This window comes from Leifsonia sp. ALI-44-B (assembly GCF_001984125.1).
GTDB lineage: Bacteria > Actinomycetota > Actinomycetes > Actinomycetales > Microbacteriaceae > Okibacterium.
Map to the genome: position 1 here is coordinate 1030976 of NZ_MTQL01000006.1, position 16038 is coordinate 1047013.

16 protein-coding genes and 1 tRNA gene are annotated in these 16038 nt (G+C 67.1%); 9 read left to right on the forward strand and 8 right to left on the reverse strand.

The window, feature by feature from the left end:
- Positions 1–83 precede the first annotated feature (83 nt).
- Entirely contained in the window at positions 84–509 is a 426-nt protein-coding gene (locus ALI44B_RS05805; RefSeq protein ID WP_077053689.1) for an organic hydroperoxide resistance protein, read from the forward strand.
- Between the two features lie 224 nt (positions 510–733).
- Complete coding sequence (locus tag ALI44B_RS16370) at positions 734–2098, forward strand: GntR family transcriptional regulator (protein WP_238592095.1); 1365 nt, start codon at positions 734–736, stop codon at positions 2096–2098.
- Here the strand turns inward: ALI44B_RS16370 and ALI44B_RS05815 are convergent.
- Positions 2088–2873 carry a hypothetical protein gene (locus tag ALI44B_RS05815; protein ID WP_077053691.1) on the reverse strand — a complete coding sequence of 262 codons (786 nt, stop codon included), beginning with the start codon at positions 2871–2873 and terminating at the stop codon, positions 2088–2090. The genes ALI44B_RS16370 and ALI44B_RS05815 overlap by 11 nt on opposite strands.
- Before the next feature lie 318 nt (positions 2874–3191).
- On the opposite strand from ALI44B_RS05815, the gene ALI44B_RS05820 reads away from it, so the two are divergent.
- Positions 3192–3431, forward strand: coding sequence for a hypothetical protein (locus ALI44B_RS05820; protein ID WP_077053692.1), 240 nt, complete (start codon positions 3192–3194; stop codon positions 3429–3431).
- Between the two features lie 204 nt (positions 3432–3635).
- Here the strand turns inward: ALI44B_RS05820 and ku are convergent, their stop codons facing one another.
- Entirely contained in the window at positions 3636–4703 is a 1068-nt protein-coding gene (gene ku / locus ALI44B_RS05825; protein WP_077054020.1) for a non-homologous end joining protein Ku, read from the reverse strand.
- 100 nt (positions 4704–4803) lie between these two features.
- Between ku and ALI44B_RS05830 the strand changes: the two genes are divergently transcribed.
- Entirely contained in the window at positions 4804–7533 is a 2730-nt protein-coding gene (locus ALI44B_RS05830) for an ATP-dependent DNA ligase (protein ID WP_077053693.1), read from the forward strand.
- 186 nt (positions 7534–7719) lie between these two features.
- On the opposite strand, the gene ALI44B_RS05835 is transcribed toward ALI44B_RS05830, so the two are convergent.
- Positions 7720–8238, reverse strand: a complete 519-nt coding sequence (locus ALI44B_RS05835) for a VOC family protein (RefSeq protein WP_077053694.1) — start codon at positions 8236–8238, stop codon at positions 7720–7722.
- Positions 8239–8523: 285 nt separating this feature from the next.
- Here ALI44B_RS05835 and ALI44B_RS05840 point away from each other — a divergent pair, with 285 nt between their 5' ends.
- Positions 8524–9684, forward strand: a complete 1161-nt coding sequence (locus ALI44B_RS05840; RefSeq protein ID WP_077053695.1) for a PQQ-dependent sugar dehydrogenase — start codon at positions 8524–8526, stop codon at positions 9682–9684.
- A 63-nt stretch (positions 9685–9747) separates the two neighbouring features.
- Here ALI44B_RS05840 and ALI44B_RS05845 read toward each other — a convergent pair.
- The 4 genes from ALI44B_RS05845 to galU form a co-directional block, all read right to left on the reverse strand.
- Positions 9748–9823 (reverse strand) — tRNA-Ala (locus ALI44B_RS05845).
- A gap of 35 nt (positions 9824–9858) precedes the next feature.
- Positions 9859–10848: a hypothetical protein gene (locus ALI44B_RS05850; RefSeq protein WP_077053696.1), complete on the reverse strand. Its 990-nt coding sequence runs from the start codon at positions 10846–10848 to the stop codon at positions 9859–9861.
- 172 nt (positions 10849–11020) lie between these two features.
- Positions 11021–11680, reverse strand: a complete 660-nt coding sequence (locus tag ALI44B_RS05855) for a GNAT family N-acetyltransferase (RefSeq protein ID WP_077053697.1) — start codon at positions 11678–11680, stop codon at positions 11021–11023.
- A gap of 105 nt (positions 11681–11785) precedes the next feature.
- Positions 11786–12679: a UTP--glucose-1-phosphate uridylyltransferase GalU gene (gene galU, locus ALI44B_RS05860; protein ID WP_077053698.1), complete on the reverse strand. Its 894-nt coding sequence runs from the start codon at positions 12677–12679 to the stop codon at positions 11786–11788.
- Positions 12680–12783: 104 nt separating this feature from the next.
- Here galU and ALI44B_RS05865 point away from each other — a divergent pair, with 104 nt between their 5' ends.
- The 4 genes from ALI44B_RS05865 (at position 12784) to ALI44B_RS05880 (ending at position 15704) form a co-directional block, all read left to right on the forward strand.
- The gene (locus ALI44B_RS05865; protein ID WP_077053699.1) at positions 12784–13362 is read left to right on the forward strand and encodes a 5-formyltetrahydrofolate cyclo-ligase; all 579 of its coding nucleotides are present in this window, start codon (positions 12784–12786) and stop codon (positions 13360–13362) included.
- Positions 13363–13424: 62 nt separating this feature from the next.
- The gene (locus tag ALI44B_RS05870; RefSeq protein WP_077053700.1) at positions 13425–13823 is read left to right on the forward strand and encodes an FmdB family zinc ribbon protein; all 399 of its coding nucleotides are present in this window, start codon (positions 13425–13427) and stop codon (positions 13821–13823) included.
- 15 nt (positions 13824–13838) lie between these two features.
- Complete coding sequence (gene mscL, locus ALI44B_RS05875) at positions 13839–14300, forward strand: large conductance mechanosensitive channel protein MscL (RefSeq protein WP_077053701.1); 462 nt, start codon at positions 13839–13841, stop codon at positions 14298–14300.
- Between the two features lie 60 nt (positions 14301–14360).
- Positions 14361–15704: an MFS transporter gene (locus ALI44B_RS05880; protein ID WP_077053702.1), complete on the forward strand. Its 1344-nt coding sequence runs from the start codon at positions 14361–14363 to the stop codon at positions 15702–15704.
- Between the two features lie 94 nt (positions 15705–15798).
- Here the strand turns inward: ALI44B_RS05880 and ALI44B_RS05885 are convergent, their stop codons facing one another.
- Entirely contained in the window at positions 15799–16032 is a 234-nt protein-coding gene (locus tag ALI44B_RS05885) for a hypothetical protein (protein ID WP_077053703.1), read from the reverse strand.
- Positions 16033–16038 lie beyond the last annotated feature (6 nt).

The window sequence follows — 16038 nt, forward strand, 5'->3', positions numbered from 1 at the left end:
GACAGCACGGTGACAACATCGCTGCGGCGCAGGTAGACTTACTAGATCGTCTACCTGACGTCACGCTTCACGAAAGGACCACCATGAGCGCTCTCTACACCGCATCGGCCACCTCCACCGGCGACGCCCGCAGCGGAGGAAACACCCGTTCGAGCGACGGCATCCTGAACATCGACATGGCGATCCCCACCGAGATGGGCGGCTCGGGCAAGGGTTCCAACCCCGAGCAGCTCTTCGCCGCCGGCTATGCCACGTGCTTCCACTCCGCCGTGAAGCTCGTAGCCGGCCAAATGAAGGCGCCCATCACCGATTCGGCCGTGACCGCCGACGTCAACCTCTTCCCCACCGACGAGGGCGGCTTCCTCTTGGGCGTCGCGCTGCACGTCGAACTTGGCAACGTCGACCAGGAGACCGCCGACGCCATCGTCGAGAAGGCCCACCAGGTGTGCCCGTATTCCAACGCTACGCGCGGCAACATCGAAGTCACGGTCGACGTCGAGGTCGGCTAAATTCACCGTCGAGCCAGAGAGGGTTTCACTCTCAGCAGCTTTGGAGGTCGCGGTCCTGCGGTGTGAAAACACCGCGGGACCGCGGTTGTTTAAGCCACTGAGCGCACTATTGAGGCAAGATAGAACTCCGACACGCCGATATGCGAAAGCGACGTCGTATCAGATTGCGTTTCTGAGTTAGCATATGAGAATTCTGCAATCGATTTTTTCCTGAAGGAGCCACCGTGCCGGTCCCTACTACCCCCCAAGCCGTCGCTCCCGTTTCCCGCCTCTTGAGGGACCAGGTTTTCACACGTGTTCTCGAAGCGATCCGCGCCGGCGACTACAAGCCGGGCGACACTCTGGCAGACGAAGACCTCGAGTCGTGGCTCGGCGTATCCCGCACTCCCATCCGCCAAGCTCTCGCTCGTCTCGTCTCGGTGGGTCTCGTCGAGATGGAGCCGAACCGCTATACCCGTGTGGCGTCGATCGACGCTCGCGAATTCATGAACTCGACCGGGGCCCTCGTGGCCCTGTGGAAGCTCGCCGCCGAAGCGACGGTCGGCAAGCTATCGGGCTCCGACGCAAAGAAGCTGAAGAATCTCTTCGACCAGGCCATCCAGGCCCTCAAATCGGCCAAATCGGTGGGCGATGTCATCCAAAAGACCCTCGAACCCCTCGCCTTCCTCGCCGAGAAGTCGGGCAACGCGGAATTGAAGCGGATTCACGACGACGTGATCATCCGCGAGGAATTCCAGGTCCGGGGCATCTCCGACCGCCTGTCGACCAAGAACTACCGCAAGCACCTCACGGCGATCCGCGACGCGTATCACGACGAAGACATGGCTGCCGTGGCATCCGCCCTCGACGATCTCCTGAAGACGTCGCTCGCGCGCGGCCAGGAATACCTGGACGAACTCGACGAACCCGCGTCCACGCATGTCGCATCGCGTCGCCGCCTGCTGCAAGACGACGTCTACGAGCGCATCGCCAGAGCCATTGTCGACGGCACACTTCTTCCCGGAGAAGTGCTGCGCGATGACGAGTTGACGGCCTGGCTCCAAGTGTCGCGCACGCCGCTCCGACAGGCCCTCGACCGCCTGGCCGATAACGGTCTTGTCGAGACGGCGCCCAACCGTTACACCCGCGTGGCCGTCCCCACCCCCGAGCGATTCCGTGACCAGTGCGCGGTGCTGGGCTCCCTCTCTGCCTACTCGGCATCACGCGGCGCCGCCGACCTGCCCGATGACGACCTGAGCCGACTGGCCGAGGTCGTGAAGACTCTGCAGAAGAAGCGCACCGACTCCGATGCGGCGGCCTTCGCCGACCGGCTCTCGCTCACGTCCGACGTCGTCACCATGTTCCCCCGCGCGTTCGGCGACCGCCGTCTTGCCACGTTGCTCGCCGATATGACGCTCGGCATCAACCAGTTCCTCGTCGCCCACCACAGCGAACTGAACCCGGCGCATCAGGCCGAGCTCTACCCCGCGTTCCTCGAGGCCGCCAAGAAGCGCGACGGCGATCGCCTGGCAACGCTCTCGCGGGACCTGTGGCGCGGCGGAGTCGACGCCGCGATCTCGCAGCTGCCCGCGGCGTCCGTCAAAGTCTGATCCGTCCCGGACCGCCCTTCGCGGGGGCGCTCATTGCCGCGTAGGCAGCGGGGCGCCCTTCTTCCGACGAGTCCGGTCTGGCTAGTGCACGGGCATGGGCGGTTCGCTGCTCAGACATCCGGGCGAGTTCGTCGTCGAGGGCGCGCCACATGAGCTGGAAACCCTCCACGGCGATGAGTGAGTCGTCGTCTCGAATGCCGTCGCACATGATGACCAGTCCGAGCATGCACCCGTCGCAGCACAGATCATCGATGAACGGGCGCACGAAGAAAGCGATCTGCAATCGCACGTCGGCGATGAGCATGCGCAGGAGCGGGTTGCGGCACCGCGCTTCGAGCGCATCGAGGATCCCGATCCATTCGTGCACGGAGTCGGACGCGCGAGTTCCGTTGGTCTCGAGGGCGCACAGGATGGCGAGCGAGTGCTCCAACAGCTCCGACCGGGCGTTCGACTCGGCCATCGCGCGGTCGAGCACAGCGCAGTAGAGAATTCCGGCCGTTTCGAAAACTCGTCTCAGGGAAGCGAGACAGACGCCGGCGATGACGACCGTTCCGTCGTCATGGTCCGACGCGATACCGAGGCGGATGAGGACCTCGTCCACCCGCGGCGCATGTGTGGGATGGAGCCCGAACTCGCGGCCAATGGCGCCCCCAGCGAAGGTGCGGCCCGGCGGAAGGGATTCGAGCGCGAGCGGGGAGCCCTCTCGATTGGATCGGAACTCGCGTCGCAGGTAATCCACGATGTCGTGATGGGTGCGCGGCAGGATCGTCAGCACTGGTGTCCCTCCTGGTGCGGGAAATGAGCCCGCGACGGTGCGTGAAGGCGAAATGCTCCCCGTGGCGGTGAGGGAATCATGCATTTCGTCGTCGCTCTGGAAGGGCCTCATGCGAGTGCGCGGCCGACTCGGAAGTCGGGATCGACGCACGGGGGTCTGCGGCACGCCAAGACGTGATCCAGCCCCCCAGCTCTCCGGACGCAAACAACGTGTCTGAAAGGATGATATATCGATACTGCCGAGCACACAAGAGTTCATATGAGCAACCCCTCGCTTGGCGGTGAGATGCCATATAGGTTGGGACGTTGGAGGAAAACAATGTCATCTGAAGCAAAGCTCGCCCACCTGCATAACGGTCCGCTGGACGGCCAGACCATTCCGCTCGAGAATGGGGCCGACGACGAACTCGTCTTGCCCTACAGCGAAGGTCAGCTCGTCTACCGCCTGGCCGAAACCCCCGCAGACGAAGAGGGCCCCACCACGGCGCACTATCACTACGCCGAGACCACCGAGGTTCTCCTGCAGGGCGACGACCAGCCGCGAGACGACGCGCGCTGAGAGCAGCCATCGGCAGCCCCGTTCCCGTGAGGGGCGGGGCTGTTTTGTGCGCGGGCTCGGGCACATTCGGCGCAGAGCCGTGGCAGCCGCCGCTGTCGGCGGCCCGACATCCGCGACCTTTCGCGATTGACCCGACACAGGTGAGGTCTCGACGTCGCCCGCCCCTCGCGTCCCGGCGAGTGGTTTGCATTGCAAGGCCAGAGGTCAGGAGGCCTTCGACGCGGACTTTCGCGAGGCGGGAGCCTTCTTCGCGGTGCTCGTTTCCTTCGCGGCCGTCTTGGACGGCGATTTCTTCGATGGGGACTTCGTCGCCGAACTCTTGCTGCCCGTCGATGAGGAACTCGAGGACGACGTCGAGGCGCTCGGCGTCTTACGCCGAGTTGTCTTCGGCTTCGAGTCCTCCGAATCCTCCGAATCCTCGTCGGCCGCATCCGTGTCGGCCTTCTTCGAGCGCGACGGGGACGTACCCGAACCCGCCTTCTTGGCCGAGCGTGAGCGGTCGACGCTCCGCCGCAGCGCCTCCATCAGGTCGATGACCTCGCCACCCGTGTCGTCGTCAGAGGCGTCGTCGTCGGCATCAGTCTCCTGCACATCGGTTCCGCTCTCGGCCTTGCGAGCGATGAGCTCGCGCAACTGCACCTGATATTCGTCGACGAACTCCTGGGGCTCGAAGTCACCCGAGAACGATTCGACCAGCTGCTGCGACAGCGCCAACTCCTTGTCCGAGATCTTGACGGATGCCTTGAGCTTGTCGAACTCGGCATCCCGCACCTCGTCGCTCCACAGCAACGTCTGCAGCACGAGCACATCGTCGCGCACGCGCAGGGCCGCGAGGTGGGTCTTCTGCCGCATGGCGAACCGCACGATGGCCATGCGGTCGGTGGCCTCGAGGGTGCGCCGCAGCAACACGTAGGACTTCGGTGACGTGCTGTCCGGTTCGAGGTAGTAGCTGCGGTCGAACATGAGGGGGTCGACCTGTTCGCTCGGCACGAATTCGACGACCTCGATCTCGCGGTCACGTTCGGCCGGCAGCGTCTTGAGGTCGTCGTCGGTGAGCATCACGCGCGTGCCGCCCTCTTCGTAGGCCTTGTCGATGTCGCGGAACTGCACGACCTCGTTGCATACCTCGCAGCGGCGCTCATAGTGGATGCGGCCGCCATCCTTCTCGTGCACTTGATGCAGGGGGACGTCATGGCCTTCCGTGGCGCTATACAACTTCACGGGAACGTTGACGAGCCCGAAGCTCAGCGATCCCTTCCAGATGGCGCGCATGTCCACTCCGATCCTTGGCGGCGTTGTCGAGTATCCAGTACATACCCGAACGGGCGTCAAGGGGTAACGATCGGGCAGGGGTTGCGGTAGACAAGGGGCCATGGCAGCAGCATCCGACAAGCAGATCGTGACGGTGGATGGCCGCCGGTTGCAGGTGACGAACCTGAGCAAGGTTCTCTATCCCGAGACCGGCACGACCAAGGCCGACGTGCTCGACTACTACACGCGCGTGGCGCCGCTCATGCTGCCGCACAGCGCGTGGCGGCCCGCGACCCGCAAGCGCTGGGTGCACGGCGTCGGCACCGAGGAGTCTCCGGGCCAGATGTTCTTTCAAAAGGATCTCGGCGATGGGACCCCCGAGTGGGTCAAGCGCTTCGAGATCGAGCACAGCGATCACACCAACACGTATCCCGTGGTGAACGACCGGGCGACGCTGGCGTGGCTGGCACAGATCGCGGCGCTCGAGATCCACGTTCCGCAGTGGCGGTTCGGGCCGCGGGGGGCGCGCAAGAACCCCGACCGCATGGTGTTCGACCTCGACCCGGGTGAGGGTGTCGGCCTGCCCGAATGCGTCGAGGCCGCGCGCCTGTGTCGAGAGATTCTCGACGATATGGGGATGCCGGTGTTCCCCGTCACGAGCGGGAGCAAAGGCATCCATCTGTATGCCTCGCTCGACGGAAAGCAGACGTCGGACCAGGTGTCACAGGTGGCGCACGAGCTGGCGCGGGCCCTCGAGGCCGACCACCCCGACCTGGTCGTGAGCGATATGAAGAAGACGCTGCGGGTGGGCAAGGTGCTGCTCGACTGGAGCCAAAACAACGGCGCGAAGACGACGATTGCTCCCTACTCTCTGCGTGGCCGGATGCGGCCGACCGTGGCCGTGCCGCGCACGTGGGAGGAGCTGGAGTCGCCCGATCTGCGGCACCTCGAATACGACGAGGTGCTCGAGCGCATCGAGGCGGAGGGTGACCCGATGGCCGAGATCGACAGCGATCTCATCGGCGAGTTCGGTGAGGGCGGCGGACTCGGCATCGGCGGCGGTACGGATGCGGCCCCGGCCGCGCCCGCGAAGCAGGCCGGTGGCAAGCCGCAAGCGCACCGCGCCCAGCGCGCATCCGACGCGAGTTCCGACAAGCTCGAAACGCCGCGGGACCGCCTGCACATCTATCGCTCGAAACGGGATGCCGCGATCACGAGCGAACCCGTACCCGCCGAGAGTCCGGTCGACCGCGAGGGCAACAGCTTCGTCATCCAGGAGCACCATGCGTCCAGGCTGCACTGGGACTTCCGCCTCGAACACGCGGGGGTGCTCGTGAGCTGGGCCCTGCCGAAGGGTGTGCCGACCGACACGAAGGGTAACCACCTGGCCGTGCAGACCGAGGACCACCCGATCGAGTACGGGTCCTTCGAGGGCAGCATCCCCGCCGGCGAATACGGCGCGGGCGAGGTGACGATCTGGGATGCCGGCACCTATGAGCTCGAGAAGTGGCGCAAGGACGAGGTCATCGCGCGCCTCACGGGGCGACCGGACGGCGGCCTCGGCGGCACCGTGAAGCTCGCGCTGATCCGCACGTCGGCCGGCCCGGGCGGTGAGGATGGCGGCGACGAGAACAGCGGCACCATTCCGAAAAGTTCGTGGCTCATCCACCGCATGAAGGACACGGGCGCGCACGCGGAGCATCACGCCGACGGGGACGGCCGCGACGCGTCTCGGTCGAAGGCGAGCGGTGACAAGGCGGACGGCGCCTCGACGACGGCATCTGCGAGCAAGGCGGAGAAGGGCACTTCGACGTCTGACGACAGCGGCTCGGATGACGCGGCTCCCGACGCCCCGGCGTCCGCCCCCGGCACCTACAAGCCCATGCTCGCGACCGCGGGCGCCCGCAAGGATCTGCGCTCGAGCAAGGAGTGGTCGCTCGAGATGAAGTGGGATGGCATCCGAGCGATTGTCACGGTCGACGACGGCGCGGTGACAATCACGAGTCGCAACGGGCACGACATCACGAAGCGGTACCCCGAACTGCTCGACGCGGCCGACGGTGTGCACGCGACATCCGCCGTGCTCGATGGGGAGATCGTGGCGCTGGATGGCTCGGGCGTGCCCAGCTTCGGGTTGCTGCAGCAGCGCATGAACCTCGACAAGGCAGCCGAGATCGAGCGAGCCTCGACGAAGACGCCCGCAACGCTCATGCTGTTCGACGTGCTCGAGGTGAATGGCGTGTCGATCATCGATCAGCCGTACCGCGAGCGACGCGACCTGCTCGAGCGGCTGATCGCCGACGACCAGCGCGGTCGCGTGCGGGTGCCGCCCGCGTTCGACGGCGAGATCGACGACGCCGTCGAGACCAGCCGTCGCCTCAAACTCGAGGGTGTGGTCGCAAAAATCGTCGACTCCCGCTACGACCCGGGCCGGCGTTCCGACGACTGGGTGAAGCTCAAGCGCCAGAAGACGCAGGAGGTCGTTGTGGGCGGCTGGCGGCCGGGCAACGGCGGCCGCAGTGGGCAGATCGGGTCACTGCTGGTCGGCATCCCGGGCGAGGATGGCTTGACCTACGTCGGCCGCGTGGGCACGGGTTTCAGCCAGGCCGATCTCGCGGCCATCGGGAAGCGCCTCGACGCCCTCGAGCGCAAAACGTCGCCGTTCATCGAGGTGCCCTCGGATGTCATGCGCGATGCCCACTGGGTGACGCCGAAGGTCGTCGGCGAGGTCACCTTTAGTGACTGGACCGACTCGGGCCACCTGCGGCATCCGTCGTGGCGCGGCGTGCGCGCCGACAAGACGCCCGAGGATGTCGTACGCGAACCGAACCCCGACATCGACGGCGACTAACCGCCCACGGCTCACGGCTCACGGCTCACGGCTCCCGGCTCACGGCTTGTCGCCCGCGGCTGACTGCTGACTGCTGACTGCTAACTGCTGACTGCTAACTGCGAACGGAATCCGATCTGGTCGCTCCCACACAGACGGACCCCGCGGAAACGATCTCCGCGGGGTCCGTGCGTTCTGCTCTGTTGGCTAGAGAACAGCCGGGTTCGGCGCCGACGGGTTGTCGGGCGCGTTGCCCTCACCCGCCAGGCCGGCCGGGGTTTCTGCGGTCGCCGGGGCCTGGCCTGCGGCATCCGCACCGGCGCCCGTGATGTTCACCATCCAGTTGACGTTGTACTTGTCGCGCAGCATGCCGAAGCTGTCGCCCCACGGCGACTTCGCGAGCGGCTCGACAATGGTGCCGTCCTCGACGAGACCGTTGTAGTAGCCCGTCAGCAGATCTTCATCGTCGCCGCTGAGCGCGATCGAGATGCTGTCGCCGGGGTTGAAGTCCATCTTCGTGGGCGTGTCGGCGCCCATGAGCACCAGGCCGTTGGGCGCGATGAGCTGGGCGTGCATGATCTTGAGCTTCTCGACCGGGTCGTTGCTCATCTCGAACTCCTCGAAGGTGCTCATGGTCAACTCACCGCCGAACACGCGCTGGTAGAAGCTCATGCCCTCGCGGGCGTCGTCTCGAAAATGGAGGTAGGGGGTTATCTGACTGGTCATGCTTCACGCTCCTCGTCGATCATTCGTGGCACAGCGGCGCGTCGATACACGTCGGTGTTCGTGGACTGCTTCGAGTATGCCCGGCGCATCGGCCAGGCGGGAGGGGTTGCCTCTCGCAGCATCGGCACTTCGGCGCATGCGCACATCGCGGCCCAGCTCTCAGATTCTGACCTGCGCTCCGGCGACACGCGGCAGGGTATTCGGAGGTAACTCACGTACTTTCGTCGGACCGGCACACCCCGACGCGCCGCTGCCCGGCGCCCCACCGCATCCGGAGAGGTAGACATGTCCCCGTCCTCACGTTTGGCTTCTGCGTCGCTCGGCGTGTCGCTCGTAGCCGCCCTCGTCGGATGCTCGGCAGCCGGCCCCGGCGGCAGCGAAACGCCTTCACGCACGACCGCGACCTCCGCTCCCCCGGCGGGTGCGACATCCACGCCCTCTCCCACCCCCACGGACGACGGCGCCGCAGCCCCCTCGGGAACGCCACGGGTCATCGCCACGGGCCTCGACCTGCCGTGGTCGCTCGTGCGCCTCGAATCGGGCGCCACCCTCGTCTCAGAGCGCGACACGGCGCTCGTGAAGGAGGTTTCGGCAGCCGGCGAGGTGCGCACGGTCGGCGAGGTCCCGGGCGTCGCCCCCGGTGGTGAGGGCGGCCTCCTCGGCCTCGCGGTCTCCCCCGACGACCCGACGTCGCTGTATGCCTACACGTCCACGTCCTCCGACAACCGCGTGCTGCGCATCGACCTCACGGGCGACGCGGGCGGCTACGGCCTGGGCGACGCCGAAACGGTGATCGACGGCATCCCCCGCGCCGGCAACCACAATGGAGGCCGCCTCGCCTTCGGCCCCGACAAGATGCTCTACGTCACGACGGGCGACGCGGGCAACACCGCCAACTCGCAGAACCCCGACTCTCTGGGCGGCAAGATTCTGCGCCTCGACCCCTCCGGCGCCATCCCCGCCGACAACCCGTTCCCCGGCTCCCCCGTCTTCACGCTCGGCCACCGCAACCCGCAGGGCATCGCGTGGGACGCGGCCGGCAATATGTTCGCGTCGGAATTCGGCCAGAACACCTGGGACGAGTTCAACCAGATCACGGCCGGCTCGAACTACGGATGGCCCACTGCCGAAGGCATCGCCGGCAACCCCGACTTCGTCGACCCCCTCGTGCAGTGGTCGCCCCGCGACGCGAGCCCCAGCGGCCTCTCCTACGCCGACGGCACCTTCTTCCTCGCGGCGCTGCGCGGCGAACGCCTCTGGACCCTCGACACCACATCCCTCGACCCCTCAGCCGTGCCGCCCACGGCCGCATTCTTCGAGGGCGACTACGGCCGCTTGCGCGACGTCATCCGCGGCCCGGGCGACACTCTCTGGCTGCTCACCAACAACACGGGCCGCTCCCCCCGCCCCGGAGACGACCAGATCCTCGAGGTCGACCTCGGCTGACAACCACAGACCTGTCAAACGGAAAAGCCCCTCCGCGCGAACGGAGGGGCTTTTCGTAGCTTCTGGTGGACCTAGGGGGATTCGAACCCCCGACCTCTTCATTGCGAACGAAGCGCGCTACCAACTGCGCCATAGGCCCAAAGCTCTACGAGACTATCACGCCTCGAGAGTCGGTTAGCTCGCCGCGCGACGTGCGCGCAGCATGGCGGCGACGTCGGGTCCGGCGATCTCTGAGTCGTCGATAATGCCCATTCCGGCGAAGCGTGAATCAACCTCACGAGCACCCGACGAAGCGGATGCCGATGCGGCGCGTTCCTGGCCCGAAACCGCGGCGCGAGCACCCGTCTCGGCCTGCGAACCCGTTTCGGCCGAAGCGGCGGCGTCGACCGTCGAACGTGCGGCGATCGTCGGAATCTGCGGCGCCAGCTGAGCGGCACGCTCCGCCATGACCTGCGCGATAGCGGCGCGTCGCAGCGCAGCCTGGGCGTCGGCCTTGGCCATCGCCTCGGCGGCCGCGGAGCCCTGAGACTGGTAGAGGGGCTTGGGCAGGGGCTGCGGCGTCCAGGCGACGGCGGTCTCGGCGACCGGGGCATCCTCGAACTGCACGGGCTCGAAGGCCTGGGCGGCCGACTGGGCGGATGCGGGAACGGCGACGGGCACGGCAATAGTGCGGACGCGCGACATCCGACCGAGAAGGAGAACGGCGACGACCGCGACGACGGAACCGGACGCCAGCATGGCGACCGAGCCGCCCGCGGCGACCTGGAACCCGCCGACACCGGCAGCGATAACCGCGGCGAAAAGAATGAGGGTGGTGGTCAGGCGGGCGCGGCGACGGGCGCGGCGCATGTGCGCGGCGGCCGACGAGGTGGCCTGTTTGTGGGCGGCGAGGGCTTCGCGGCGGGCGCGTTCGGCCTGCTCGGCCTGCACGCGGCGCAGAACCTTCTGCTGCTCGGCGACCTCACGGGCGGTGGCTTCGACGCGGACCTCTTCGGGCGTCTCGGACGTCTCGGCCAGAATGCGCAGCGTCTGCTGCAGGCGCACGGCGTTGCGCTCGGTGGCCATGTACTCGTTGCGACGCACCCATGTGGGCATGAGGTAGATCACCCATAGCGCCGCGGCGATCGCGAGAACCACCCCGCCGCTCAGAAACCCAGTACCCATGCGTACACGGTATGAGCGCGCGCCGACGATTCGTCGCATTGCGCCGGTGTGTCACGCCAAGTCGGGCCAGATTGCCGGTCGGCGTTCCGAAACGGCCCGCTCACCCGCGTGTGCGCGACGGGCGAGAGGCAGACGGCATCCGCAAGTCGGCCAGCGAGAACCGGTCAGCGGGTCAGGGGCGCGACGGGATGAGCGGTGTCATGGACGCGCGGCGGTCGGCATCCGAGATCAGCGTGGCACCGGGCGGCACCTCGCCGGCCCGCCACCGCCGCAACACGCCCTGCGGGATCTCGTCACGCACGAGCGCGAAGCTGAAGTGGTCTCGCCAATCGCCGTTGATGTGGATGAATCGGCGCCGCAGCCCCTCGTAGCGGAACCCGAGCTTCTCGACCACTCGCAACGACGGCCCGTTCTCGGGGCGGATGCAGATCTCCATGCGGTGCAGGCCCAGCTGCTGGAAGCAGTAGTCGGTCGCCAGGGCCACGGATGCAGGCGTCACACCCTTGCCCGCGAACCCCTGTCCCACCCAATAGCCGAGCGTGGCCGACGACAGCGACCCGTAGGTGATGCCCGACACGTTGAGCTGCCCGGCCATCTCGCCGTCGTACTCCATGACGAACGGCAGCCCGTTGCCCGAGCGCGCGTTCGCCTGCAGGGCTCGGATGCTCGAGCGCAGGTCGAACGCCACCGGCCCGTTGGGGCTCGTGGCCTCCCACTGCTGCAGCCAACCTCGGTTTTCGAGCAGCAGACGTTCCATGGGCTTGGCGTCGCGCACGCGGATCGGCCGGATGCTGACGTGCCCGTCACTCAGCGTGGGGATGGGGAGTGGCACGACGGCCCCCTTCTGGAGAGGAGTGTGGTGAGGTGCGAACGGCCCGCCGGTGCAACCACGTCAGACGGGTCGAGCACCGGCGGGCCGGAACGGATGAATCGGAGCCTAGCTCAGCTTCGAGACGAACTCGGTGAGCCACGGCTTGAGGTCGGGGCCGAGGTCTTCGCGGTCGGAGGCGAGCTGCACGATGGCCTTGATGTAGTCGAGGCGGTCGCCCGTGTCGTAGCGGCGGCCCTTGAAGACCACGCCGTAGACGCCGCCGGCGATCTCGTCGTCGGCCGCGAGCACCTGCAGGGCGTCGGTCAGCTGAATCTCGCCACCCTTGCCGGGCTTGGTCTCTTCGAGGATGTCGAACACCTCGGGCTTCAACACGTAACGCCCGATGATGGCGAGGTTGGAGGGCGCGTCTTCCTTGGCGGGCTTCTCGACGAGACCCTTCACCTTGACGACACCGTCTTCATCGGTGGGCTCGACATCGGCGGCACCGTAGAGGTGGATGCTGTCGGGGTCGACCTCCATGAGGGCGATGATCGTGGCGTCGCGCTTCTCCTGCTGCTGCAGCATGACGCTGAGCAGCTCGTCGCGCGCATCGATGAGGTCGTCGCCGAGCAGGACCGCGAAGGGCTCGTCGCCGATGTGCTTGCGGCCGCGCAGGACCGCGTGGCCGAGGCCGTGCGGGTCGCCCTGGCGCAGGAAGTAGATGTCGGCCAGGTCGCTCGAGGCCATCACGCGGTCGAGGCGATCTTGGTCGCCCTTCTTTTCGAGGTTCTGCTCGAGCTCAGTGACGCGGTCGAAGTGGTTGGCGAGGGCGTTCTTGTTGCGCCCGATGATCATGAGCACATCCTTGAGGCCGGCGTTGACGGCCTCTTCGACGACGTACTGGATGGCCGGCTTGTCGACCACCGGCAGCATCTCTTTGGGCATCGCTTTTGTTGCGGGCAAGAATCGCGTTCCGAGGCCAGCGGCGGGAATGACGACCTTCGTGACAGGCTTAGACATAGGCAACACCCTAGCGGCCCCGGGTGACATTTCGAGGGGCATTGCGCGGGGGCGCGACATCCGTAATGCCGCATCAGCTGTGAGAGCGGCTTACACTTATCGGCATGGCAACCGAGGTGGACCACCAAAAACGCGCGCTCAGAGCCGAACTGCGTGAGAGGCGGCAGAACCTCACCCAGACCGAAAAGGACAACGCCACGATCGGCGTGACAGAGCACCTGCAGTCGCTCGTGACGGCCCTCGACGCGCGCTCGGTGGCGTGCTACTTGTCGACGCAGACTGAGCCCGATACGCGACCTTTCCTCAACTGGGCGCTCGAGCGCGGCATCCGCGTGCTGTTCCCCGTGAGCCGCGACGACGGCCTGCTCGACTGGACCGTCGGCGAGACGGGCGACGAGACGCAGGGCCTTTTCGGCATGCCCGAACCGGTCGGCGAGCTGCTCGGGCCCATCGCCATCAACCAGGTCGACCTCATCATCGTGCCCGCCGCAGCCATCGACCAGGGCGGCATGCGCATGGGTTGGGGCCGCGGCTACTTCGACAAGACGCTCGGCTCGATGGAGAAATGCCCGCCCGTCTATGCCGTCGTCTATGACGCCGAGCTGCTCACCGACCTGCCGCGCGAGGTGCACGATCAGCCCGTCAACGGCGTCGTCACGCCCTCGCGTATCCTGGACTTTTAGGCACCGTAGCCTGCCCTTCTGTCGCCGGCCGGTTTCGCCGGCACCCGCGCCAAAGAGAGCACATGCCCACTTACTCCTATAAATGCACCGAATGCGGCAACGCGTTCGACATTCAGCAGGCCTTCACCGACGATTCGCTGACCGAATGCCCCGTGTGCGGCGGCAAGCTGCGCAAGATCTTCGCCGCCGTCGGCGTCACGTTCAACGGTTCGGGGTTCTACCGCACCGATTCGCGCGCGGGCTCGGGCAAGTCCTCGTCGATCCCGAAATCGGATGCCTCGGGCTCGTCGTCCTCGTCCGACTCGAAGTCGTCCGGCTCCGGCTCGGGCTCGGGTTCCTCCGGCTCCAGCTCGTCCGGTTCCGGTTCCTCCGGCTCTGGCTCGTCGGGTTCTGGTTCTTCGGGCTCGGCAAGCTCCTCGTCGGGCAGCGGCTCGTCCGGCTCGTCGTCGTCCTCGTCCTAAACGGAAAGGTCCCTCATGTTCAAAGGTTTCAAGGAGTTCATTCTTCGCGGCAACGTGATGGACCTCGCGGTCGCCGTCGTCATCGGAGCCGCGTTCTCGGCCATCGTGACGGCCCTCGTGACGGCGGTGTTCAACCCGCTCCTCGGAGCGCTCTTCAACGCCGAGAGCCTGGCGAAGGCGCTCCCCCTCAGCATCCCTACCACCTCGGGTGGAACCGCAACGCTCTACTTCGGAGCCGTCATCGGGGCCGTCATTCAGTTCCTGCTCGTGGCCGCGGTCGTGTACTTCGTGCTCGTCGTGCCCATGAACAAGCTGAAGGAAGCCGCGTTCGCGAAGAAGAAGGCCGGCGAGGTGGATGCTAAGGCGACGCCGACCGAGCTTGAGATGCTGACCGACATCCGCGATCTGCTTGCGCGCCAGCAGGGGGCTGACACGTACACCGACAACAAGGGTGAAGACCCCCGCGCCCACAGCTAGCGCTCGGTGTCGACACCTTCGGCGCCGGAAGAGAACGTCGGCGACCCTGAGAATTCGGCGATGCCGGCCGACCGACGTGCCACCGGCCGCGCCCGGGCCCGCGCCCTCTTCGTCGACCTGACGCCGCTGCGGCGCTCGCCCGCGTTTGCCCGACTTTGGCTCGGAACATCCATCGCCGCTATCGGCACGCAGATGACGACCGTCGCGGTCGGCCTCGAGATCTACGACATCACGGCGTCCACGTTCGCCGTGGCGCTCGTCGGGGTCATAGCGCTCGTGCCCATGATCATCGCGGGGCTCTACGGCGGCATGCTCGCCGATGCCTTCGACCGGCGGGCCGTCGCACTCGTGTCGGCCGTGCTGGCGTGGGTGTCGATCGCGGCCATCGCCCTGCACGCCTGGCTCGGCCTCGACAATGTGACGCTGCTCTATGTGCTCGTGACCGTCAACGCCGTCGCCGGAACGGTCGTGAGCGCCAGCCGCTCGGCCATCATCCCCCGCCTCATCGGCACCGACCTGCTGCCGGCCGCTGGAGCGCTGAGCGGCATCGGCACAGGCTTCGCGGTCACGCTCGGGCCCGCGGTCGCCGGTGTGCTCGTGGCCGCGGTCGGTTTCGCGCCCACCTACACGGTCGACGTGGTGCTGTTCAGCTTCGCGTTCCTCGGCATCGTCGCGCTGCCTAAAATGGCGCCCGAGCACGACGCCCTGCGCCCGGGGCTTCGCAGCCTAGTCGAGGGCGCACGATTCCTGCGCCGCTCCCCCACCATCACCATGACGTTCGTGCTCGACATCATCGCCATGACGTTCGGGCAGCCGCGCGTGCTTTTCCCCGCAATCGGCGCGCTCGTCATCGGCGGCGGTGCCATCACGGTCGGCGTTCTGACCTCGGCCTACGCGGCCGGCGCGCTGCTCTCGAGCATCTTCTCGGGGCCGCTCGGGCGCGTGCGGCGGCAGGGTGTCGCGGTCGGCTGGGCCATCACGGCCTACGGCGCGGCCATCATGGGCTTCGGTGTCGTCATTGCGATCGCGCATCTGCTGGGCGGGCGCATGCAGGATGCCATGAGCCCCGACATCCTGCCCGCCCTGGCCCTCGCCGCCCTGTTCCTGGCCCTGGCGGGTGGAGCCGACAACGTGAGCGCGGTGTTCCGCAGCACGATCTTGCAGGCCGCTGCCCCCGACGGTATGCGTGGGCGGCTGCAGGGCATCTTCATCGTCGTGGTGACGGGCGGGCCGCGGCTGGGCGACCTCTACGCGGGTGTCGTGGTAGCGGCGGGCATCGCGTGGCCGCCGCTGCTCGGAGGCGCGCTCATCATCGTGCTCGTTGCCGTGCTGCTGCGGGCCGTTCCGTCGTTCCGCCAATACGACGCGCGCATCCCGACAGGTCAGCTTCAAGACAAGCGCTGACGAGCGGACACCTGCTCTGCACAGGCTGCGGGCCGGGAACCGACACGACAGAAGCTGACGGCAGGTCAGCTACACGGCGAAAGCGGGCTGCCGGTCAGCCCCAGTGCGGCGGCTTGTCGCGGCGCAGCTGCTCGTCGTTGCCCGAGGGTGCGGCACCGGGCCGAGCCCCGGTCTCGGCATCCTCTTCGAGCCGGGATGTCGTGTCGTGCGGCGTGGGGTCTGCGGCCTCGTTACCCGGGCGCACCACGCGACGCGACCCGGCCACGCGGCGCACCGCCGACTCGGCGGCGCGCGCGGGAACGAGGGGCTCGTCGCCCGCTGAACTCACGGCCGT